At 62.7% G+C, this 22949-nt stretch carries 13 protein-coding genes and 3 pseudogenes; 10 read left to right on the top strand and 6 right to left on the bottom strand.

Annotated elements, in window-relative coordinates; genetic code table 11:
• Window positions 1–37: 37 nt before the first annotated feature.
• Complete coding sequence (locus tag AC0L2B_RS02970; protein WP_473744099.1) at window positions 38–1333, bottom strand: lipopolysaccharide biosynthesis protein; 1296 nt, start codon at window positions 1331–1333, stop codon at window positions 38–40.
• 196 nt (window positions 1334–1529) lie between these two features.
• On the opposite strand from AC0L2B_RS02970, the gene AC0L2B_RS02975 reads away from it, so the two are divergent.
• The 7 genes and pseudogenes from AC0L2B_RS02975 to AC0L2B_RS03005 all read left to right on the top strand — a co-directional run bounded on the left by AC0L2B_RS02975 (window position 1530) and on the right by AC0L2B_RS03005 (window position 9113).
• Window positions 1530–3749, top strand: coding sequence for a GumC family protein (locus tag AC0L2B_RS02975; RefSeq protein WP_473744115.1), 2220 nt, complete (start codon window positions 1530–1532; stop codon window positions 3747–3749).
• Window positions 3750–3872: 123 nt separating this feature from the next.
• A complete protein-coding gene (locus AC0L2B_RS02980) occupies window positions 3873–4772 on the top strand; it encodes a bifunctional methylenetetrahydrofolate dehydrogenase/methenyltetrahydrofolate cyclohydrolase (protein WP_473511387.1) in 900 nt (299 codons plus the stop codon).
• A gap of 19 nt (window positions 4773–4791) precedes the next feature.
• Entirely contained in the window at window positions 4792–5790 is a 999-nt protein-coding gene (locus tag AC0L2B_RS02985; protein ID WP_023800286.1) for a GlxA family transcriptional regulator, read from the top strand.
• A 126-nt stretch (window positions 5791–5916) separates the two neighbouring features.
• On the top strand, window positions 5917–7578 hold the full coding sequence (locus AC0L2B_RS02990; RefSeq protein WP_473744100.1) for a vWA domain-containing protein: 1662 nt from the start codon (window positions 5917–5919) through the stop codon (window positions 7576–7578).
• 189 nt (window positions 7579–7767) lie between these two features.
• Window positions 7768–8066: pseudogene (locus AC0L2B_RS02995) on the top strand (type II toxin-antitoxin system RelE/ParE family toxin).
• Window positions 8067–8079: 13 nt separating this feature from the next.
• Window positions 8080–8391 carry a helix-turn-helix domain-containing transcriptional regulator gene (locus AC0L2B_RS03000; protein ID WP_473511393.1) on the top strand — a complete coding sequence of 104 codons (312 nt, stop codon included), beginning with the start codon at window positions 8080–8082 and terminating at the stop codon, window positions 8389–8391.
• Between the two features lie 188 nt (window positions 8392–8579).
• Entirely contained in the window at window positions 8580–9113 is a 534-nt protein-coding gene (locus AC0L2B_RS03005) for a dihydrofolate reductase family protein (RefSeq protein ID WP_473744101.1), read from the top strand.
• 335 nt (window positions 9114–9448) lie between these two features.
• Here AC0L2B_RS03005 and AC0L2B_RS03010 read toward each other — a convergent pair whose 3' ends face one another.
• The 3 genes from AC0L2B_RS03010 to AC0L2B_RS03020 all read right to left on the bottom strand — a co-directional run bounded on the left by AC0L2B_RS03010 (window position 9449) and on the right by AC0L2B_RS03020 (window position 15726).
• Window positions 9449–11338, bottom strand: coding sequence for a CHASE2 domain-containing protein (locus tag AC0L2B_RS03010; protein ID WP_473744102.1), 1890 nt, complete (start codon window positions 11336–11338; stop codon window positions 9449–9451).
• Window positions 11339–11343: 5 nt separating this feature from the next.
• Window positions 11344–11880 (bottom strand): FecR domain-containing protein, encoded by a 537-nt coding sequence (locus tag AC0L2B_RS03015; RefSeq protein ID WP_473744103.1) that lies wholly within the window; start codon window positions 11878–11880, stop codon window positions 11344–11346.
• A gap of 447 nt (window positions 11881–12327) precedes the next feature.
• The gene (locus tag AC0L2B_RS03020) at window positions 12328–15726 is read right to left on the bottom strand and encodes an AAA family ATPase (protein WP_473744104.1); all 3399 of its coding nucleotides are present in this window, start codon (window positions 15724–15726) and stop codon (window positions 12328–12330) included.
• A gap of 508 nt (window positions 15727–16234) precedes the next feature.
• On the opposite strand from AC0L2B_RS03020, the pseudogene AC0L2B_RS03025 reads away from it, so the two are divergent.
• Window positions 16235–16690 (top strand): annotated as a pseudogene (locus AC0L2B_RS03025) (adenylate/guanylate cyclase domain-containing protein); the annotation flags it as partial.
• A 36-nt stretch (window positions 16691–16726) separates the two neighbouring features.
• Here the strand turns inward: AC0L2B_RS03025 and AC0L2B_RS03030 are convergent.
• Entirely contained in the window at window positions 16727–17026 is a 300-nt protein-coding gene (locus AC0L2B_RS03030) for a hypothetical protein (RefSeq protein WP_473744105.1), read from the bottom strand.
• Here AC0L2B_RS03030 and AC0L2B_RS03035 point away from each other — a divergent pair.
• Together AC0L2B_RS03035 and AC0L2B_RS03040 are read left to right on the top strand one after the other, a co-directional pair.
• Window positions 16992–20570, top strand: coding sequence for a tetratricopeptide repeat protein (locus AC0L2B_RS03035; protein WP_473744106.1), 3579 nt, complete (start codon window positions 16992–16994; stop codon window positions 20568–20570). The two genes, AC0L2B_RS03030 and AC0L2B_RS03035, sit on opposite strands and share 35 nt — an antisense overlap.
• The gene (locus AC0L2B_RS03040; RefSeq protein WP_473744108.1) at window positions 20570–22414 is read left to right on the top strand and encodes a CHASE2 domain-containing protein; all 1845 of its coding nucleotides are present in this window, start codon (window positions 20570–20572) and stop codon (window positions 22412–22414) included. Before AC0L2B_RS03035 ends, AC0L2B_RS03040 begins: the two co-directional genes overlap by 1 nt.
• Here the strand turns inward: AC0L2B_RS03040 and AC0L2B_RS03045 are convergent.
• Window positions 22411–22944 (bottom strand): annotated as a pseudogene (locus AC0L2B_RS03045) (GNAT family N-acetyltransferase). The gene AC0L2B_RS03040 and the pseudogene AC0L2B_RS03045 sit on opposite strands and share 4 nt — an antisense overlap.
• Between the last annotated feature and the right edge of the window lie 5 nt (window positions 22945–22949).

A 22949-nucleotide genomic window follows, 5' to 3' on the forward strand; every position in this document is an offset into this window, starting at 1 on the left:
ATCCCATCTCGGCATCGACGGCAGCCAGCTGGTCGACCTAGACCGGCTTCGCCGGCCTGCGCATCGCCGAGTAGGTGAGCAGCGCCGAGGCGAGATAGAGCAGCAGGAAGACGACGTTGAGCGACAGCACCAGATCGGGTGTGTCCAGTATATGGGTCAGCACATAGGTCAGCAGCACCGCCTTCAGCCCGGCAAGCAGCGCCAGGTTGATCGCCCGCACCAGCGTCTGGCCGCGCGCGAACAGAAGCTCGGCCTGGTATTCGACGAGATTGCGCAGGCCCGGCACGCAGATCGCCAGCGCCACCAAAGGGGCGGCCTCCGCAACATTCCTGCCGAGCGCGTTGGGGAAGAAATGCAGCACGATGCCGAGTGTCGCCAGCGCCAGCGTCGAGACCGCGAACACGCCGCCTTCGATGCCGCTCTTGACCGAAAGGCGCGACAAAAGTTCCGGCGCTCGCATCATGCGCTGAACCAGCATCATCGAGAAGGTGCGGATCGGGATCGCCGTCAGGTCGACCAGCCGCATGATGATGGCATAGATGCCGGCGAGGTGCGGACCGCCGATCGCCAGCACCAGCAGCTTGTCGAATTCCATCTGCAGGTAGAACAGCACCTCTGCGCCGGCCACGTAGATGGAATCGGCGAGCCGCCGCAGATAGAGCGCCGGCCGCAGCCGCAGCCTTTGGCGCGGATAGAAAAATCCGAAGGCAATGAGCAGCGAGGCGGCGTTGGCGCCGATGTAATACCAGGACCAGACCCCTATGGTCGGCTGCGCCGCGAACATGAACAGCACGGCGCCGAGCGCCCGCAAGGCCGTCGCCAGGATCGTCAGCAGGGCGGCGCGGCCGAATTTGCCGAGGCCGTTGTTGACGATCAGCGCCACCTCGACCGGCCGCCACAGCAACGCCTCGGCAAACACGATCGCCGAAAAGACCGACAGCGGCACGGTGCCGGCAAAGAAGACCAGGTAGACGCCGTAGGAGGCGGCAGCCAGCAACGGCAGCGATATCGCGCCAAGCAGCAGGAAGCCGGCCGTGAAGGTGCCGATCAGATTGGGGCGGATGGTGGCGGTTCGGTAAAGCGCCGAGATGAAGCCGAAGGCCAGGATGCGCGACAGCATCACGCCGGCCGCTGAAGCGGTGGCGAACATGCCGAATTCGGCGATCGACAGCGTGTTGGCCAGCGCGATGAAATAGGCGAGCGAAAACACCAGCCGCCCGCCCGCGCCACTGATCGCCGAAAGATAGTCGCGAACCAGCCGCCGTCGCTCGGCGACGAAAGCGCGGATCCGGGCGAGAGGCCGTTTTTGCGGGATGTTGCCAGCCTGAGTCATGTGTCGAGACAGCATAGGCCGGAAAGTTTAACGCGCGGTTCTGGGCGCTTTCGATGCTTTCAAGAAGGGCACAACCCTAGAGGGAAACCTTGTCTTCCAGGCAGGGAAATTAACTTTTTGTTTCCTATGCTTGTTTAGCGTGGTTTAACGAATGGCTGACCGCGCGTCCAAGCCGCAAAGGGCAAGCTCCACGACAATGGTCGACAGGCAAAACCGTGAAGATTGGAAGCGCGAGCGGTCCTTGCTGGCGCTCGGCCAGGCGTTGCGCGGCGAAGAAGAGCCATCGCTGGTTGCGATCGGGGACCGGGCAGACCCGTCATGGCGCGAGGATGCCGCAACGCGCCATCGTCTCGCGCGCTTACGCCGCGAGGGGCGGGCGCATCCGGAATTCTTGGCAACCCCGGAGCCCTCGGCGACCCCGGAACGCTGGGTGACTCCGGAGTTATCGGCAAACGATGAAACAAGCCGGTTTCAAGCCGAGGATGCATCGGCCTCGGCCGCCCGGGTGCCGCCTGAGACCGACGAGCCCGTTGAAGCGGACCATGCGGAAGCCGCGTTCGAACCTCGATACGCCAGGCCGCGGGAGAAGCCGGTTGCTGCCGCTGTTTCCGAGGACCGGCGTTCCGATGCCGATTCTCGGTACGCCGCGTTCGAGCCTCGATACGCCGCGTTCGAGCCTCGAGACGCCGCGTTCGAGCCTCGATACGCCGCACCCGAACCCGGATATGCAGATGACGAGCGGCGGTCTTCCCGTCAGGATGACGACAGACAAGAATGGAAGCCGTTGATCGACCCGATGCAGGTCGTCCGCGGCATTGCCCGCTCGAAGCTGCTGATCGTCGCCATGACGATACTGGGCGCCACGCTTGGCGTCGCCATCGCGCTGTCGACGCCGAAGAAATACGAAGCCACCGCAGAGCTGATCGTCGACCCGCGCGACCTGAAGCTCACCGACCGCGACCTCACGCAATCCGTGGTTGCGTCCGACGCGACGCTGGCCATCGTCGAGAACCAGGTTCGCGTCCTCACCTCCGGCACCGTTCTCAACAAGGTCGTCGACAAGCTCAATCTCGTCAATGATCCGGAGTTCAACGGGCAAGGTTCCGATGGGCTGGGGATGATGACGGTCATCCGGTCGATCCTGTCGCGCAATGACGGGCCGGCTGCCGGTGAAGGTCGCCGCCGTGCGCTGGCCGTCGCCAATCTGGCCGAGAGCCTTGCGGTCGAGCGCGGCGGCAAGACCTTTGTCATCTCCGTCAGCGCCACCACGCAAAATGGCGAGAAGTCGGCGCTCATCGCCAACACCATGACGGATGTTTTTCTGCAGACCTTCGGTCAGATCCAGTCCGACACCGCTGGCCGCGCGACCAACGAGCTGACGGGCAGGCTCGACGAGCTGCGCAAGGGCGTCGAAGTCGCCGAGCGCAAGGTCGAGGATTTCAGGGCCGCGCACGACCTCGTCGACGCGCAAGGCCATTTGATCAGCGACGACGAGATGCTCAAGCTCAACCAGCAGCTGGCCATCGCCCGCGCGCGCACGCTGGAACTTAACGCCCGCGCGGCGTCGGCGCGCTCGATCGACGTGAATTCGGTTCTGAGCGGCACCTTGCCGGAGGAGATCAACTCCAACGCCATGAGCGAGTTGCGCTCGCAATATGCGACGCTCAAGCAGGAGGCCGACCGCGCCGCGATCCGGCTCGGCCCGCGCCATCCCGAGCTCCAGGCGCTCAATGCCCAGCTTGCCGGATCGCGCGAGCGTATCGCCGGGGAACTGCGCCGCATCGCCTCGTCGCTGCAGGTCGACCTCAGGCGCGCCGTGCAGCTCGAACAGGATCTGGCCTCCCGGCTGGCGCAGTTGAAGGTCCGCAGCGGCGACGTCAACAGCGACCTGGTCACGCTGCGCGAACTGGAGCGCGAGGCCGCCGCCAAACGCTCCGTCTATGAGCAATATCTTCTCCGTGCCAAGGAGACCGGCGAGCAGAAGGACATCAACACCGCCAACATCAACGTGATCTCCAAGGCCTTCGCCCCGCTCGAGCCAAACGGACCGTCGCGCGCCATGACGGTGCTTGCCGGCCTGCTGGCGGGGCTTGCTTCCGGTGTCGGCCTCGGCGCCATGCGCGGCGCCTATGCGAGCCTGCGCGAAACTGCCGATTCGCGGCCGCGCCGCCGGACAGAAGAGCGCCGGACACCCATTGAAGACAAAGCATACAAGGCGTCGCCGCCCGTTCCGCCCCATGCCGGACAAGTGCCTCATCCGCAGCAGCGCTATGCCCGAGCCTCGTCGGAGGAGGCAGATCAGGCTTCGAAAGCCGCTGAACAGCAAGCCTCCATCGAGGAAATCCGAGCCAGCTTGCGCGAATTCCGCGAAGCGGTTCGCGAACTCACCGAAAGCCGATCGCGGCGCTATTTCTGAGCGCCGAATAGAATAAAAGCCATCGGTTTCGAGTTAGCGGCATAAGACGGCGCTTTGACGGGATTGCCCGGTCGGATTTTCGTGAGAATGCCGCCCGAAGCAGAGCGATGTCGAGGATGGTTGATGGCCGAGTTGATTGACGGAAAAAGCGTTGCCGAAGGCGTGGTGCGGCGCGTCAAGGCCCTGACGATCGAACTGATGGAAAAGGGCGCGCACAAACCCGGTCTCGCCGTGGTCATCGTCGGCGAGGATCCGGCGAGCCAGGTTTACGTCGCCTCCAAATCCCGCACCGCCAAGGAATGCGGCTTTCATTCGGTCCAGCACACGCTGCCGGCCGAGATGTCCGAACTGGAACTGCTTGCTATCATCGGCGAACTCAACGCCGATCCCGGCATCAACGGCATCCTGGTGCAGCTTCCGCTGCCTGGCCATATCGATGCTGGCAAGGTCATCCAGGCAATAGCGCCGCAAAAGGATGTCGACGGCTTCCACTTCATCAATGTCGGCAAGCTCGGCACCGGAGAACTGGAGACGGCGTTCGTGCCTTGCACGCCGGCCGGCTCGATGCTGCTCATCGAGCGTGTGCGCGGCAAGGATCTTTCCGGGCTCAATGCGGTGGTCGTCGGCCGCTCCAACATTGTCGGCAAGCCGATGGCCAATCTTCTGCTTGCCGCCAACTGCACCGTCACCATCGCGCACAGCCGCACGAAGGACCTGGCCGCGCTGGCGCGCACCGCCGACATTCTCGTTGCCGCTGTCGGCAGAGCTGAAATGGTCAGGGGTGACTGGGTCAAACCGGGCGCCACCATCATCGACGTCGGCATCAACCGCATCGCGGCGCCAGAAAAGGGCGAAGGCAAGACCCGTCTCGTCGGTGACGTCGCCTATGCGGAAGCGGCCAGGACGGCCGGCGCCATCACGCCAGTGCCCGGCGGCGTCGGACCGATGACCATTGCCATGCTGATGGCCAACACGCTAGCTTCCGCCTATCTCGCGGCCGGATTGAAACGGCCGTCTTTCTGAACCTGGAAAGCCCAAAGCTTTGCCGAACCTCACTGTTCCCCCAGAGCGGCCGGTCACCAATGATCCCATTCACGGCGGCCGGCAGTTCGGGTTCCTGCTGGTCGACAAGTTTTCCATGTTCTCGCTGGCCGCCGCAATCGACACGTTCCGGTCGGCCAACCGGCTGCTCGGCCACGACTTCTATGGCTGGACGACCGTGTCGGCCGACGGCGATGCCGTCATGGCCTCCAACGGCCTGCCGCTCAAGATCGACTACGCTGTCGCCGATCTGCCGCCGGTCGACATTCTTTTCGTCTCGGTCGGGCTGACCACCGAGTTTCCCGGCAAGAGCAAGGTGCTGGCGGCGCTGCGCAGCTGGGGCCGGCGCGGCAACGCGCTCGGCGCACTGTCGGTCGGCTCCTATCTGCTCGCCGAGGCAGGCCAGCTCGAAGGCTATCGCTGCACAATCCACTGGGAAAACCGCGCCGGCTTCGTCGAACGGTTTCCCGACATCAACTGCACCGGCAATGTCTTCGAGATCGATCGCAAGCGTTACACCTGCGCCGGCGGCACCACTTCCATCGACCTGATGCTGGAGATCGTGCGCGGCGATTTCGGCTCGAGCCTCGCCAACGGCGTCGCCAACCAGTTCCAGCACGAGCGCATCCGCTCCGCCGGCGACCGCCAGCGGGTCGGCCCCGAGCGCGACCTGACCGGCAAATCGGAAAAGCTGCGCCGCATCGTCGAACTGATGGCCGACCATCTCGACGAGCCGCTGTCGGCGGTGCAGCTCGCCAAGTCGGCCGGCCTGTCGGTGCGCCAGGTCGAGCGGCTGTTCCTGCGCCACCTCAGTGTGACGCCCGGCCGCTACTACATGCGGCTCAGGCTTGAGCGGGCGCGCGAATTGCTGCGCCAGACCAACATGCCGATCCTCGACGTGGCGATCGCCACCGGCTTCACCTCGCACTCCTATTTTGCCCAGAGCTATCGGCTGCAGTTTGGCCGGCCGCCTTCCGAAGAGCGGCGCACGACATATTGAGTGGTTTGGCGCAGTCAGCCCCGCCACGTGCCCCGGCGCCCGGGCTTGTATCCTGACGCCGCGTCAAATAGCTTCGCCCCCTGATTTGCAGAGGCTGACTGGCGGCCACTGACCGGGGGAGATTTCATGGCGGGACTTGCACGGAGCATCGTTGCGGCGGCGCTCCTGTTGTGGATGACGACGCTCGGCCTTGCCGCCGACCGTGTCGTCATCATTCTCGACGCCTCCGGTTCGATGTGGGCGCAGATCGACGGCAAGCCGAAGCTCGAAATCGCCCGCGAATCGCTGCGAACGGTGCTGCAATCGGTCCCCGCCGACAAGGAAATCGGCTTCATGGCCTATGGCCATCGGGAGAAGGGCAGTTGCGAGGACATCGAGCTCATCGTGCCGCCGCAGGCTGGCTCGGCAGGTGCTGTTTCCACTGCCGCCGACAGCCTGAAATTCATCGGCAAGACGCCGCTGACATCAGCCGTCAGGCAGGCGGCCGAGGCGCTGAAGTACACCGAGGACAAGGCCACCGTCATCCTGATCACCGACGGGCTCGAGACCTGCAAAGACGACCCCTGCGCGCTCGGCAAGGAACTGAGGGCTGCCGGCGTCGACTTCACCGTAAACGTCGTCGGCTTCGGCCTGACCGCGGACGAGGGCAAGCAGGTTGCTTGCCTCGCCGACAACACCGGCGGCAAATACATCCAGGCGTCGGATGAGAAGGCGCTGCAGGACGCGCTGGTCGAGACCATCGCCGCCGCACCTGCACCGACGCCCGAACCAGCGCCGGCGCCGCAGCCGGTCGCCGCGCCGGAAAAACCGGAGTTCAACTTCATGCCCGCCGTGGTGCTCGCCGATGGCGGCGATCCCGTCACCGACGGCAATTCCTGGGAGATCTTCAAGGCAAAGTCCGACGGCACGCGCGGCGATTACGTCGCCACCGAATACGGAGCTTATAAAGGCAGCCTGGAGCCGGGCGATTACGCAGTCGTGGCGCGCCATGGCGAGGCCAGGACCGAACAGAAGATCACGGTCGAGGCGGGCCAGGTCTACAAGCCCCTGTTTGTGCTCGATGCCGGCACGCTCATCATTCATCCGCGGCCAAGCGAGGGAGCGGATGTGGCCGATGGTGCGGCTGTCGTGATCGCCTATCCGGGCGTTGAAATGCCCGCGACCTATTATGGCGACACCAAGGTGGTGTTGCCGGCCGGCGATCAGAAAGTCACGGTCAGGATCGGGCAGGGCGAGGTTACCGAAACCGTCCCGCTCACTGCCGGCAAGGTCGTCGACAAGGATATCGTCGTCGGCGTCGGCCGTGTCGTTGCCAACGCCTACTACATTGCCGGCGGCGACAAGGCCGACGGCTCGGGCATTGGCTTCAAGGTGTTCAAGGCAAAGAAGAAGATCGACGGAACGAGGCAGGAGGTGGCTTATGCCTATGGCCCCGACAGCAAGTTCGATCTGCCGCCCGACGACTATGTGCTCACGGCGACGGTCGATCTTGCCGTCGTCGAGCAGCCGTTCAGCGTCAAGGCCGGTGAGCACCAGGATCTGAAGATCGCCATCAATGCCGGCGTGCTGGCGATCACCGCGCCAGGAGCTTCGAAGATCGAGATTTTCGATCCGAAGAAGGACATCAACGGCAAGCGCAAATCGCTCGGCTACGCCTATGACGAGAAATATCAGGCGGCGCTGCCGGCCGGCGACTACGCGGTCGTCTCCGAAAAGTTGGACAACAGCTCGAAGGAAAGCACGGTGACCATCACAGCCGGCGAGCGGGCCGAGTTGACGGTGCAGTAGGGACATTCGACGTCTGAAAAAGGGTGGCCGCGAGCCCAGCCCCTACCCAAATGTGGACACGCCGTCTGGCGCCAGACTCGCGATTTGTCGCGTAATTCCTGATATCCGCGAGGTACAACTCCCACATTGTGATGGTCAGCGGGCAAAAAAGGCTTGTGAAGAATTCGTGTTTAAACGAATATCGCCTATATGTTCGATGTACGACACTACATCACGCGTGACGGCGAAGACCTGATTGCCGGCTGGCTGCGCAAGCTTCGCCATCCGACGATTGAACCGGCTTGAGCAAGGCAACTTCGGTGACTTCAAGCCGCTTCGCGAGGGCGTCCACGAACTGCGCATCGATGTCGGCCCTGGCTACCGGGTTTACTACGTCCGATCGGGCAAGACGGTGATCCTGCTCTTGCGGCGGCACCAAACGAACACAGGACGCCGACATTGACCGGGCGTGTGACTATTGGCGCGACTGGCAAAACCGTACTGTTTGAAGGAGCAATGACGATGAAAGACCGCAGTCATGACGACGCAATGGCCGATCTGTTCCGGGACGATCCGGCGACGGCCGCTGCCACGCTCGACGCGATCCTTGCGGATGGCGACCAGGGCGAACTGCTGGTGACGCTCCGGCAAATGACCAAGGCGTTCGGCGGCATGCCCGCCGTCGCCAAGTCGGCCGAGCTGAACCCCACGCAACTCTACCGTACCCTTTCGGAGAAGGGGAACCCAGAGCTGCGCAGCCTGAATGCCGTCCTTCGCACGATGGGCCTGCGCTTGGCGGTGCAGCCACTCGGCAAATCCGTGCCGCACGTCTGACGTTAGAAAGGGCGTCGCAGGACATCCGGTTTTGCGATGTCGCAAATATCAGTTGCGAAACCGATTCAAAACTCGGGAATTTTGCGACAAGAACCGGGTAACGACCCCACAAGAGAAATTTCGGGCATGTCGGGGCGCTTGGCTGTCGTTCGTCTTGTATACCTGACACGACGGGGGGATTTTGCAGCATGGCGAAAATCGTATTCGGAATGAACCAGTCCCTCGACGGTTATGTCGACCACGAGGAATTGCCTGCGCCAAGTCCCGCGCTCTTTCGTCACTGGATAGAGCACGTGCGCGACCTGACCGGCAGTGTGTACGGTCGCCGCATGTACGAGGCCATGCGTTATTGGGACGAAAACCGTCCTGAGTGGAGTACGGAGCAACACGAGTTCGCGGCGGCGTGGCGGCGCCAGCCGAAATGGGTTGTATCGCGCTCGTTGAAGTCGGTCGGTCCCAATGCCACGCTTATCGCGGATGACGTCGAGGTAGTGATACGCAGGCTAAAGGCCAAGCTAACAGGAGAGATTTCCGCTTCCGGACCAGAGTTGGCGCAAGGCCTGACCGAAATGGGTCTGATCGACGAATACCGCCTCTACCTTCACCCCGTGGTGCTTGGTCGCGGCAAGCCCTTCTTCGCCGGCTCTCGGCCACCGCTCCGCCTTGCGGCCAGCGAGCGAATCGGCGGGGAAGTCATCAGGTTGACCTACGTTCCTGCCTGATTACAGACCACGCCGATGAGAAGGCGATGCATCGAAATCCCCCTTTCGGTTCAGCATACGTTGCGGAAAGGATTCGGAAGAACGACGGCTGCGGGTGGGGAGATCGCCATTCGGCGGGGATCGGCCGAACGGCTTAGGAGCGCCATTTGCCGACCTTCATTGCGTACGACCTTAAGCGGTAGCTCGTTCGCCCCGGTCGAATTCACGCCCATGACCCGAAGCTGCCTTCCATCAATGCGGATTTTTTTAGAATCTCCCGTTCGGGTCGGCCGAGGCCTCAGGCAGGATTCGAAGTGTCGCGGTCAAACGGGCGCCATTCAGACATTCCGGTACCATCATTGTTCACGGGGCCTGGTATCCTGCAGCGTCTGCGAACTCTGCCACAGCCAGATTGCGAGCGAGCCTGATCGCCCGCGGACCTGTGCTTCCACAGGTCCTCTTAGAGCACCAGATTTGAACAACTCGCAGTCGCGGCCGGCGACTTGCAGCATTTCGTCGCTCACTGCGACTTCGGCATTTTGGTCGGCCGCGATCTCCATCAAGCGACTGGCGACGTTAACCGTATCACCCGTAGTCGCGATGTGCTGACGGCCTTTGCCACCGAGTCTCGACGCAACGATTGTTCCGTAATGCGCTCCGATCTTGAAGCCGAGCCTGGATGCAGTTGATGCGGGCAACGAGACGAGCCAGTCGTTGGTACGGCTGGCGAGCGCTGCGCAGCAGCGGGCAGCATTGAAGGCATCATCTGTCGCTGCTTCCGGTAGACCGAACAGGATCATGGCTCCGTCACCCATGAAATTCGTGACAACGCCACCGCAGCTTGTCACCTCTTCGTCCACCAACGCATGGAACGTGTTCAAAAGTTCGCGTGTGGCGTTCGGCCCCAATGTTTCGCTCAGTCCGGTGAAACCGGACAGGTCAATGAATATGATGGCGGCGTCCCTCCGGAGAGGTTCCAGGAGAAAGTCGCCATGCTTCGCGAGCCACGCCTCAAAGCCCGGGGCCTGAACTCGTTGAAGCAATTCGCTCTGCGTGGCGAAATACTGGGCCTGGTTCCTGCCCAACCAAAGCTGCGCGGCCCCGAACAAAATAGCCGGCGGAACGGCGGCGGCCATCGGCAACGCCGCGCTCAGCCAGATATGGTGTGAGAATGCGGTCATATTGACCACGAACCAGATCACAACCACGCCGACGATCGCTGCAAGGCCGATGGCGTTGCGACGCCATGCCAACAGCCCCACAAGAACCACCGGCAGCACCACCGCAAAGCCGGCATCTGCAAGGCGAACGTACTGATCTCGCACTATGCCGTCGCCGGTCATCAGATGGGCAATGGCCGTCGACATGACTTCGACGCCTGGGAGCACGGGATCAAACGGTGTCGGGAAAACATCGCCGGCGCCGGTTGCAGTTGCTCCGATCACAACAATTCGATCCCGAATAATGCCGCCATCGACTTGGCCGCCCAGCACCGTCGTGGCGCTGATCGTGCGGATCGTGCCGCGGGGGCCATAGAATGTCAGAGGGAGTATGTGACCAATGTCCGTCCGAATCCGCTGTCCGCCCAGAGATAGATAGTCGGGCGCTATTCCCGGATCCTCTCCCACCGCCATGGCGGCAACGCGCAGGGAGAAAGACGCTTCCGTCCGATCTCCGGCCCGAAACAGCAACGGGACGAACCGAGGCGTTCCCGTCCAGTCGGTAACCACGTTCACGACGCCGACAGCGGCGATATCCGAGAACGCTTTCAGGGGCCACAAAAACTGCTTGGCATTCGGCACTCGGGCGAGAGGGCCATCGCCCTCGACTGCAATCGATTGTTTACCTCCCGAGTAGACCGCTGCAGCAGCGATTACGCTTGAAGTCCCACGCAGCGAACGCGCGAGCGCCTCATCATCATCTTTTGTCCCGGGATCGACCAGCAGCAGGTCGACCGCAATGGCTTTCGGCCCAAAGCGAGCTATCGTGTCGACAATCCGGGCAAGCGTGGCGCGGCCGAGGGGATAGCGGCCCTCGTTTCGGACCGCTTCGTCGTCTATTGCGACAATGGTAATCAGCTCCGGCGGCTTTGTGGTTCCCCGAACAAGCGTTCGAAGATCCGTCATCGTTGCTTCGACGCGATCGAGGCCCCACATGTTGCCGCGCCAGTGCGCAAAGCCAAGCCCGGCCCCCCAAAGACCCGCCAGGACGAGCGCGATCAGCGTCTGAAGCGCTCGCCCGCTCATTTAGCTTACTGACCGAAACGCGCCATCAATGCCGAAACACGTGCGGCGGGCCAGCGCTTGACCGTCAGTGTGCCTGTTCCGGCTTCCACATCGACGCCTTCACCCGGCCCGAGGACTACGCCAGCATTGGACGCCGGCCTTTGCACGGCGACGCGACCTTTGACGACGAAGACAGACGTCTTGCCTCGGGCAACGTCGACTGCCCATTTTGTACCTCGCACCGCGGCGATCGCCTGCGGGGTGACGACAGCGAAGCTGCCCCGGACCCTGCCGGCTGGAGCATCGAGCAACAGCGCCTTGCGCCGTAATCTGACCGCATCGGCACTACCATTTCGATCACGGTCCACCAGTGCAAAACGAGCGCCATCTTCCGCAATGATGATAAGGCCTTGCCGGCATCTCAGAATTTGTCGGGACGTACCTGCTACCAGTCGGAACGTACAGCCGGCGTTATTCGACTGCGCTGAAGCGGTATCCACCCAGAAGACACAGGCAAGCATGCAGGCCATCAGGCTCCGGAGATATCGGCCACTTGCGCTCATGAACGTCTCCTTGCTTTTGCGAAAATTTGCGGCAAGAAAATCTATGCATTGTCTTCTGCAGTCAGCTTGGCAGTATACTCATGCGTACGAACCGGCACTTGCAGCCGCGTTGCCCGAGAGGTAGCACGGTGCCGACCAGCGATCTTAGCACGATAGCTTGCTCCAACACCAAATAAGGCGACATCAAGCCGTTTGAAACGGCCGCGCTGCGAATGTCGCGAACGTCACGCGGCGACGCTGCTGTTCGGCTCATCTGCCAGAACGAGCAGGTCGCGCCACATCCGGACATTCGGCGGGCTTCTCCATTGCCGACCTTCGCTCAACCGCAGAATTCGACCCGTTCCTGCCTTTCAGCGTCTGACGCTCAACGCCGCAAGTTGACCCTAGAACGGACACTTCGACGGTATCCGGCTCGACCCGGTAGCTAACACACCGCAGCCTTTGGCCCTAAGCGGATGGATTTTCGCCCGCAACTGTCGCGAGTAACAACCGCGCTTCATTGAGATCCGAAGTGCCCAAGCCCTCGCTGAACCAGCCATAAACCGGTGCAAGAAGCTCATAGGCTTCCGCGCACTTGCCGTGGTCCCGCCAGAGGCGGGCGAGGCTTGCCGCAGCCCGCAGCTCGAGCATCTTCGCGCCTTGGGCTTGGGCGACCGCGATCGCCGAACGGTAACATGCCTCAGCCTTGGATGCGTTCGGGGTGGTGAGCGATAGCAGCATCTCACCGGTTAGCCGATGGAGTTCCGCCTCACACCAGCGTTCCTCGGTCTCCGCCACCAACATAACGGCCTCGGCGAGCGCACGTAGCGCTTCATCCGTTTTGCCTGAGCGGTGTAGGGTCTCAGCGAAAAGACTCAGGTGATATGGCGCGCGCATTCGATGTCGCGCCGCTCGGCACTCCGCCATGCCCTCAAGGATTTGTGGAACGCTCTCCGATGGCGATCCCTGTGCACCCGATGCCCAACCCCGGAAGATCTTTCCGTGGGCCAGCCACAAACGTAGCCCGTGCTCCTCGGATAGGGATATCACCGCGTCCGCGTGCAGTCGAACGGCCGCAGCATCTCGACGGAGATGAGCCAGTGTCGCAGCCCCCCAGGCAAGCACGTAGCCTCGGCTGTTAAAGTGATTGAGCTCTTCAAGCGCCTTAGTCGCGCGGTCCATCGTTTCCGATGCTCTTTCTGGAAAGCCGCTCAGCCATAAGATCATGGACAAGATGGCGAGACCAGCTGCCCTCTGATCCTGCCCGAAGCGGAAGGCGAGAGATCGGTGCTGTCCCGGATCGTAAAGCGCAAGTGCCTGCTCGATTTGCTCTCGACCAGCCAGCAAATCTCCAATATGCGCAAGCGAAAATCCGAGAATCCTGTGTCCGACGAGCTTCATGGCCCGGTCGGCGTGGAGTTCGGCGCGACCCAGAAAGTCCTCTGCGAGTTGGCGCCCCTTCGACCACTCGCCGCCTGCTGCGCGATAGGCCCATTGACCGTAGAGGATCGGAAAATGCTGCTGCTGGCTACGGCCCAGCCGCTCGCAAAGCTCCTGCGCTCTCGCGTGGGCGGCGCCGGTCTCCGGAGCTCCGTAACCCTTTGTGGCCATGAGCGGCATGCCGAGAGCAGTCTGAAGGTCCAGCTCAAGTTCATCGCGCCGACGCGTTTCGGGAATTGATTTCAGAGCTTCCAGACCGTTCATCAGATGGCCGATTGCCTCCGCATTGGCGGAGAGTTCCGCCGCCTGCTGCCCGGCTTTCAGCCAGTAGCCGACTGCCTTCTCTGCGAGGCCAGCCTCACTGTAGTGGTGGGCGAGCACCTCCGGCTGGGCGGTGCCCTTCTCAGGGAAGTGCTCCTCTATGGCTTGCGCGAGGGCTGCGTGTATTTGTTGCCGTTTACTGCGGAGCAGACTTTCATATGCGGCCTCCTGAACCAGGGCATGCTTGAACGCAAAAATGGCTTGCGGTGGCGTGCCGCGCCGATAAACCAGTTGCGATTCCTCAAGCCGCGCCAGTGCTCCATGGAGCTCGTTCTCGCGAAGTGGAGTGACCAGGGCGAGCAGCTCGTAGGAAAACTCCCGCCCAATGGCCGCGCCGATCTGCGCCACCTCCTTGACCGGCATCAAGCGATCGAGACGTGCGGTCAGCGAGTCTTGAAGGGTTGCTGGGATTGCCAAGGGCGGCAGGGGGCCAGCCAACACATAGCTTCCACTCTCTTCGCGCAGCAGCCCGGATTCGAGGACATTTTTGGTTAGCTCCTCGATGAACAGAGGCACCCCATCCGTCTTTGCCACGACCTGCTGCAGTACCTCCGTCGGCAATGTCTTGCCGGCAGTCAGCCGATCGATCATCGCGCAACCCGATTTGCGGCTGAGGCGGTTCAGCGTGAGAGACGTGACATGCGGGTGACCGCTCCAGGAGTGTTTGAATTCGGGCCGGAACGTGATCACCAGTAGAACCGGTAGACTACGCACACGCTCAATGAGCCGCTCCAGTAGCTCAAACGATGTCGGGTCGATCCAGTGCACGTCCTCAAATAGCTCCAGCACCGGTCGCCGCCGCGCCAAACCCTCGACCTGATCGGCCAGCGCGTCGAGCGTTTTTGACATCAGCTCTTCTGGCGCGAGTTGTAGTTGCGGATAGCGCCCGCCGGATGGAATCGACAAGAGCGCCGCAAAGATAGGCATCACTTCTGTGACGTTCTGCGTCGAAAGTGCGAGCAGTTCCTCGAGTTTTGCGAGTTTCCGTTCGTCATTGTCATCCCGATCGAATCTGGCGGCGCGCTGCAGATGATCGATGATCGGGTGCAGCGCACTGTGCACATGGTAAGGCGAGCAGAAGTGGATAATGCGCGTGTAGGTGCTCTCGTCCGATCTTTGCTGTAGAGCGCGCGTAAGGCGCGATTTGCCAATTCCCGGTTCCCCTGAGAGCAAGACAACCTGCCCTTCGCCATCTCGCGTCTCGTCCCATCGCCGCTGCAGCAGAGCCAGCTCCTCCTCGCGGCCAACGAGCGGTGTGAGCGCGGCTGGGTGCAGCGCCTCGAAGCGGCTCTCTGCTTGGCTTTCGCCGATCACTCGCCAAGCACGCACTGGCTGGGCGAAGCCTTTGATATGCTGAGAGCCGAGGTCGGCAAGGTCGAACAGACCACCGACCAGGCGGCGCGTGTTCCGGCTGATCACCACGCTATTCGGCTCAGCCAGCGACTGCAGCCGTGCTGCCAGGTTGGGTGTCTGGCCGACGACAGACCTCTCCTGCGCCTCCCCGGCTCCGATAAGCTCTCCTACCACCACGCCGCCTGTTGCGATGCCGACGCGGACCTCCAACGACAGGTCGTATTTTGGCTTAAGGCTGTGAATGGCCTCGACCGCGGCGAGGCCAGCCCGCACTGCGCGTTCCGCCTCGTCTTCATGGGCTCGCGGATAACCGAAATAGGCCAGCACGCCGTCGCCCATGTATTTGGCAATGTGCCCTTCGTAGCGCGCAATTGCGGCCGCCACGGCGCTCTGATAGGCCCGCAAAAGTTCACTCACCTCCTCGGGATCGAGCTTTGACGCGAGCGCGGTCGAGTCGACCAGGTCGACAAACATCACTGTCAGCTGGCGGCGCTCGGCGTCTGGAGCTGCCAGAGTCGTGACGTCGACCGCAGCGAAGGCTTGCGAAGAACGGGCGGGCGCAGAACCCGCGCCGTCGCGGAGGGCGGCGATTGCCGCAAGCAATCTACGGCGGTGGCCGACCGAGGTGATGCCTAGCGCGATGAGATCCTCTGCCGTGAGGTCGGCGAGAACCTCGGCATCGATGTCGTTGGCGCGAAACTCCTGTTCATACTGCGCGAGCCCCAAATCGCGCAGCCAGGTGCCGACGTCCATTGGACTCCTCCGGCGCTCCGGCTATCCGGAGCGCAAGGCTCGACATTCTACCGCACAATCACCGCGAAGGTGCACGGAAAAGGCACATCCGAAAGGATTCAAGGTCCGCAAAATGGCACACTTTTTGCCGTTCAATTATCCGGGAGAACGACTGCCTTCCATCCCAGCCAGTCGTTCGACGCTCATTTCGGGCGTTCTGCGGCTCTGGTGTTTGAACCAGCCGGACGCGCCATTTCCAGACATTCCCGTCGCTTTTCAGGAGCGGACCTTCGCTTGTCGTCCGAAACCGACCCTAAGCGGAAGCTCGTTCGCCCCGGCTGAATCACGCCCATGACCCAAAGCTGTCATTCCGCCCGAACGTGTCGTAGTTTCTAATGGCTCTGCCGATGGGAGGGGTCATGTCCGAGCGCCCGATTGCCCTGACATAAGGCGCTGGTATTGTGTAGTTACTGGGCTCCAAAGCGGAGCCGTCACACGTGGGAGGAGTCCGAGCGTGGTCGAGAGCGCCGTGCAGCGCCGTTTGGCGGCCATACTCGCTGCCGATGTGGTCGGTTACAGCCGGCTCATGGGCCATGACGAGATGGGCACGCTGACTACGCTGAGAGCGCTGCGGGCCGAGCTGGTCGATCCAAAGATCGCCGAACACATGCGGAGGATTTTCAAGGCGACCGGCGATGGGGTTCTGGCTGAGTTCCCCAGCGTTGTTAACGCCGTTGCCTGTGCGGTCGACATCCAGCGGCGGCTGGAGGCGCGCAACGCCGACTTGCCAGAGGACTGCGCGATCCGACTGCGGATCGGGGTCAACCTGGGCGATGTCATCGTCGAGGGCGAGGACATCTTCGGAGACGGAGTGAATATTGCGGCTAGACTTGAGAGCGTCGCCCCGGCCGGTGGCATAGCGGTGTCGGGCACAGTGCGTGACCATCTGGGCAACAGCTCTGTGCGAGCAGATCAAGTTGGGCAATGACATCATCAATCTCGTAAACCTTGAACGGGGCTACTAAGGGCTCGTCAGCTTTTCTTTCGTTGAAGCAGCGTTGAAGCAGCCATTCTTTTTTTCGCCTGTTTTCCGATGCTGTGTGTCCGGGCAGCAACGTTTGCCGTATTCGGCGATCTGCTGCAACGGAGTATTTGACAGTTCGATGAATGAACCGTCATAAAGCCGTTCGAAGAGGGGGCGCTTCAGAACTGCGATGCGGGGGCCGGTAAGTTTTTCGCTGTTGTTGACGGCGCTCGTCGGCATCCAGCCGGCGGCGGCCGATGTTGTGCCGCGCAACCAGCCGGCGGCCGGGTCGGTCATTGCCCGCAAATCGGGCGAGGAAGTGCGCTTCCTAGAATTCGCCTCTTGGCAGGTGGTCGATCTCAGGCAGGACGTCGTCCCCGGCGACTATCTGCGCACCAACGCCACCGGCAGCCTAGCAGTGCTGTTTGCCGACCGCACCCAGATGCGGCTTGGCCGCAATACGACGCTCCTGGTCAAAAAGATCGGCGCGGCGTCCGACACTGAGTTCAAGCTGGAGAGCGGCACCATCTGGGCGCGAGCAGAGCGCGGCGGCGAAGGGCTGACCATCGACACGCCCGCCGCCGCCGCCGCCATCCGCGGCACCGACTGGACGATGACCGTCGACGGCAACGGCCGCACCTCGCTGATCGTGCTGGAAGGCACGGTAGAACTCGCCAACGAATTCGGCTCGGTCAGCGTCGCCGAAGGCGAAGCCGCGGCGGCCACCATCGGCTCGGCGCCGACGAAGGTCGTCATCGTCGATTCGGACGACCGCGAGCAGATGCTGTTCTACTACTCCTTGCGCGACGCTTTCACCGTCCTGCCAGCATCGGCATTGTCGAGCCTGGACATGCGCAAGGCGCGCGCGAGGATAAAGGCGCTGGAGCCGTCGTCCCGATCCGCCGAGGACTGGGTGACATTGGCCGAGGTTAATATTGACTTTGAAGGGCGGGAAGCGGCGCGCGACGCGGCCAGGCAGGCGCGACAATTCCCGCTGGCGCGCGCGCAGGAAGCCCGGCTCGATCTGATCGACGCGTTGATCGCCGGCGCCGAACAGCGCTATGCCGAGGCGGCGCATCTGTTCGAACGCGCGGCGCCGCATCTCGATCCCAGCCGGCGTGTCATGGCGCGCTATGGCGGCTACTATGCGCGCTCGCTGGCTGACCCTAGCCATGTCGAAGCTCCGCCGGTTCATGCGGATGCCGGCGTCGCCGCGGCCATCGCCGAGGCTCTGACGGCCGGATTTCTGGTCGACCTCAAAGCCGCAATTGCCGTTCTCGAAAGAGCCGAACGGCGCTATCCCGGTGATCCGACGCTGCCCGCCCTCAGGGCACAAATTGCGTTCCTGCTCGACGACCGCGAACAGGTGGAAGCGGCAATCGATCGCGCTTTGTCGCTCGACCCGGATAATATGATCGCGCTCCAAGCACGCGCCGGTTATCGGGCCGGAATCAAGAGCGATCTTGAAGGCGCGCTTGCCGACCTCGAGCGCGCGGTGGAGCTGGCGCCCGGCTCGGCGAGCTGGAACGCTCTCGGCCTCGTTCAGAGCGCGCGCGGCGCCACTCGCGAGGCGGAGGCGGCGCTAAAGCGCGCTATCGAACTCGACCCGAAAGATCCTGTCCCCCACGCCAACCTCGCCATCATCTATCTCGAGCAGGACCGCACGGCCGAAGCGAAGGCCGAAATCGACACGGCGCTCGCAGTCGATCCGGCGTTCGACATCGGGCTGGTTGCGCGCGGCCGCTACTATCTGCAGACCGGCGAACTGGACAAAGCACGTGACGACCTGCTCGCCGGCACGACCGCCAATCCGGCCTATTCCAATGGATTGCTGCTGCTTGCCGTCGCCTATTACGAAGCCGGCGAGCTGGAACCCGCCGAACAGGCTATCGAAAACGCCGATCGCCTTGATCCGAACGATCCGGTGATTTCATCCTTCCGCGCGGCGGTTGCAATCGACGAGTACGAAGCCGACAAGGCGATCGCCAGCGCACAGGAAGCGCTGAAGCGCACCAGAGCGCGCGGCGGCGACTATGCCGCGCTCAGCGCCAATCGCGACACCGGCTCGACGTTGAACGACGCGTTCCGGCTACTCAATCTCAACGCCTGGGGCCGCTACTACGGCGACGCGGTTTTCGATCCCTTCACCGGCTCCGGCTATGTCGACCAGGCGCTTGCCGGTAGCATAAATCCCTTCGTCAACAATCTGCGTTTCGGCGACGTGCCGACGGAATCGGGCACTAATACAACCAGCTTCTCATCGTTTTTCCAAGGCTTGATGCTCGACCCGCAAATGCTGGCCGGCCGCCAGAGGAGCGCCAACATTCTCCGGCGACCTTTCATCGAAACCACCGTCGGCGGGGGTTTTGTCGCCGATGACGGCGATCTGGGTTGGAACAGCGAAATCGAAACCCAAGGGTATCAAGCAGCTCCCTTTCCCTGGAGCTTCTACGGCAGGATCTACGGTTTGGAGACCGACACGCGTCGCGGCGACGATCCAGCGACCGGCCAGTTCGATCTCGAGGACCGGTCGATCACCGGCACAGGCTACATGGCCATGAAGCCGACGCCGAATGACCGGGTGGTGGCGTATATCGATGTCAAGGATTTCGAGTTCGACCTAAGCACAGTGCTGGACCCTACCGTTCTGCCGCTAGGAGGAAGGTATGCCGACACCGGCGACACCCGAACCGGCAACGCCGGGGTCGCCTGGAGCCATACATTTGGTTACCAGAACGTTGCCAGCGCGGCGCTGTTTGCGACCGACATTACGGATCGAAGCAACAGAACCCGCTTGGAGGAAATCGGCTTCGGGGAAACAGGATTCATTCTGGAGAGTGAGACCCGCCAGCAATCCTATCTCGCCGCATTCAATCACATCTACCGAACCGGTGACTTGACTCTCCGATACGGTGGTGAGGGCGGACTATTGGAAGTCTCAAAAGACGAAACGTTTTCTTTCGTGTTTCCTTTTATCCCGGACACAATCATATCCGAATCCACTACGGCAGTCGATGTCGCCATTGGGCGCGTCTATTTCGACGCCGTCTACGAGTTCAACCCCAATCTCAAAGTGGAGGGAGCCCTATTCGGCACTTATCTTGACGGTGGCACGATTGATGAACAACGCCTGGAGCCTCGCCTCGGTGTCGCCTGGACGCCTTTCGAAGGCCACTACCTACGAGCCGGGTTCCTGCGCGAAGGCTCATTCATAACGTCGGCGACCTTGGCGCCGGTCGGAATACTCGGCCTGCAATCCAATCAGAATTCTCTAGCTGTCGACGGCTTTTCGGACACGTTTGCCGCGCGCTGGGACGCCGAGTGGAACAGCCGCCTTTTTACGGCCGTCGATTACCAGCATCAGGAATTCGAGAAACTTTCGATCGGCGTTCCGGCTTCCGCCACCACAATCGATCTCAGCGAGGGCCGGCTCGACCGGATCAGCGCCACGACCAACGTCTGGATCGGCAACGGCTTCGGCGCGTTCGCGACCTTTGCCTACGCCGATTCAGAGAACGAAGATCCGACAAGTCCAAGCTTCGGGGGCCCGCTGCCCTTTGTCCCCGAAACGTCCGCGCGGTTTGGCCTGACCTGGGTTCACCCGTCCAACATCAAGGTCACGCTGGCCGGAACCTATGTCGGCTCACGCACCGGCGATGCGGCGGGGACTGAGCTCGAATCCTACTGGTCGACGGATGCCTTCCTGACCTGGGAACCTTTCGACAAACGATTTGAACTCGAAATTGCCGCGTACAATCTGTTCGACGAGGATTTTCAGGTCGCATCGTTCACCCCCGGCTGGGGCCGCAGCATCGTCGGTTCGCTGAAGGTCCGGTTCTGATGTTTGCAGGCGGGCCGTGGTGGAAGGGCCTTGGCGCTTCCGCGCCCGGAACCCCCTCCCGCCGCAACGGCATTCTTGCGATCGCGGTCCTCGCCGTGCTGCTGGTTGCTGGTCTGTCCCTGCTCACGCCATGGAAGCTCGTCGAGGCGCGCGCTTTCGATTATCTCTCGACCATTTCGCCGCCGCCCCCGCCCGATGACGGGCCGGTCATTGTCGCCATCGACGAGCCCTCGCTTGCCGAGATCGGCCTGCAATGGCCATGGCCGCGCGATCTTCACGGGCGGCTCGTCGAGGCTCTGCGCCGCGCTGGAGCGAAAGCCGTCGGGCTCGACATCATCTTTGCCGAGCCGTCGACGCCGGCCGCGGACGAAGCGTTGGTCAAGAGCCTTGGCCCGGACGTGGTTCTGGCCGGCGACGAGACCTTCATCGAGACCGAGCAGGCCGCCCAGCATGTCCGGGTCGAGCCGCTGGCCATTTTCACCGCGACGGGCGCCGCAACCGGCATCGCCTCAATCGCGCCCGACGGCGACGGCATCCTGCGGCGCGTCCCGGGCTATGCCGACGGCTTTGCGGCAGAGCTTCTGAACGCCGCCGGCCGGCCGGCCACTGTACCGCGAAACGCGCTGCTGCAGGCCTTCGGCCCGTCTCGCACATATCCGACCGTCTCCTACTATCAGGCGCTCGATCCCGACAGTTTCCTGCCGGAGAATTTTTTCCGCGGCCGCATCGTCATGGTCGGGCTCAGCCTGCAGAACGCGCCGACGCTGTCGCAAGGCGGCGCCGACATCCACGCCTCGCCGTTCACCATCCGCACCGGCAGGCTCGTTTCCGGCGTCGAGATCCAGGCGACGGTCTTCGACAATCTGGCGCATCAGCTGTTCATCGCGCGCCCCCCGGCATGGGCGGCAATTCTCTCGATCCTGCTTGGCGCGGGCATTGGCGTTCTTGCCGTCTGGAAGTCGACCGGATGGAAGACCCTGGCCGGCGCTGTGGTTGCCGTGCTGGCGCTCCTCGCCGGCAGCTATATGGCGCTGCGCTACGGCCGTGTCTTCGTCGCGCCGCTGGCGCCAGCGCTTGCCTTTACTCTTGTCGCAAGCGCGCAGGCGGCGCGCGATTTCGCGGCGGAGCGGAAGCTTAGGCGCGGCATAACGCGCGCCTTCTCGCAATATCTGTCGCCGGCCCTGGTGGAACGCCTGGCGCGCGACCCGACGCAGCTTCGCCTTGGCGGCGAGGTCCGCACGCTGACCATACTCTTTTGCGACATTCGCGGCTTCACCACCATCGCGGAGGCGATGAGGGGCGATCCCGAGCGGCTGACAACGCTGATCAACCGGCTGCTGACGCCGCTTTCCGACGTCGTGATGGCGCATGGCGGCACCATCGACAAATATATCGGGGACTGCCTGATGGCGTTCTGGAACGCGCCGCTGGACGATCCAGACCACGCCATCCATGCGGTGGAGGCCAGCCTCGAAATGCTCGCCGCGCTAGATCGGCTGAACGCGCAATTGCAGGCGGAGGCCGAAACGCGCGGCGAAACGCCGATTGCGCTGCGCATCGGCATCGGCGTCAACACCGGGCAATGCGTCGTCGGCAATGTCGGATCGGAGCAGCGCTTCGACTATTCGGCGCTCGGCGACGCGGTCAATCTGGCATCGCGGCTGGAGGGCGCCTCGAAGGATCTCGGCGTTCCGCTGGTGATCGGCCGGGCGACCGCCGAACTGGTGTCACACAGGATTCCGCTGACCCCGCTGCGCGAGATCACCGTAAAGGGGCGCGGCGAGTCTACCATGGTCTATGCCCCCGCGGCGGTAAGCGCACCGGTTTCGACAGCCGCAAGTTAGGCGGTTGTCCGTTCGCGTTCGAACAGGATTGTCGGCGACCCGTTGTAGCTCGTTCTGGTTATCTCGCGATAACCGCATTTCAGGGCGACGTTACGGAGCCGCTATTGTCCGGATCGACGATGCACACCGTCTTCGCTCCTTGAACCGGGCGTCGCCCCAGCCATGCACCGCCTTGACGATCTCGGTCGCGAACCCCTGGCCATGCCTGGCCGCGATCAGCCCCAGCCCGCTTCCGGCACGCCTTCGATGGACGGCTTCATGTCGCGTTTCAGATCGTGAAAACCGGCCTCGCCGATGAAGCGGCCGGTGGCTTTTTCCTCGACCGCCCAGAAGCCGAAGCCCAGCATGGCCCACATGCCGCCATGGCGCAGAAAATCTTCGCGAAGTCGCGGCTCTCCGCCGATGAAGCGAATCACGGCCGGATCGGACCACATGGCAGCATAATCGTCGAAATCGTCAAGCCGGTGCCCGCGCAATATGGCGCGCGGCGTCTCGATGACCGGGATGTCGATAGCAGGATGATTCGGCATGCTGC

The sequence above is a fragment of the Mesorhizobium sp. WSM4815 genome (genome assembly GCF_055811575.1).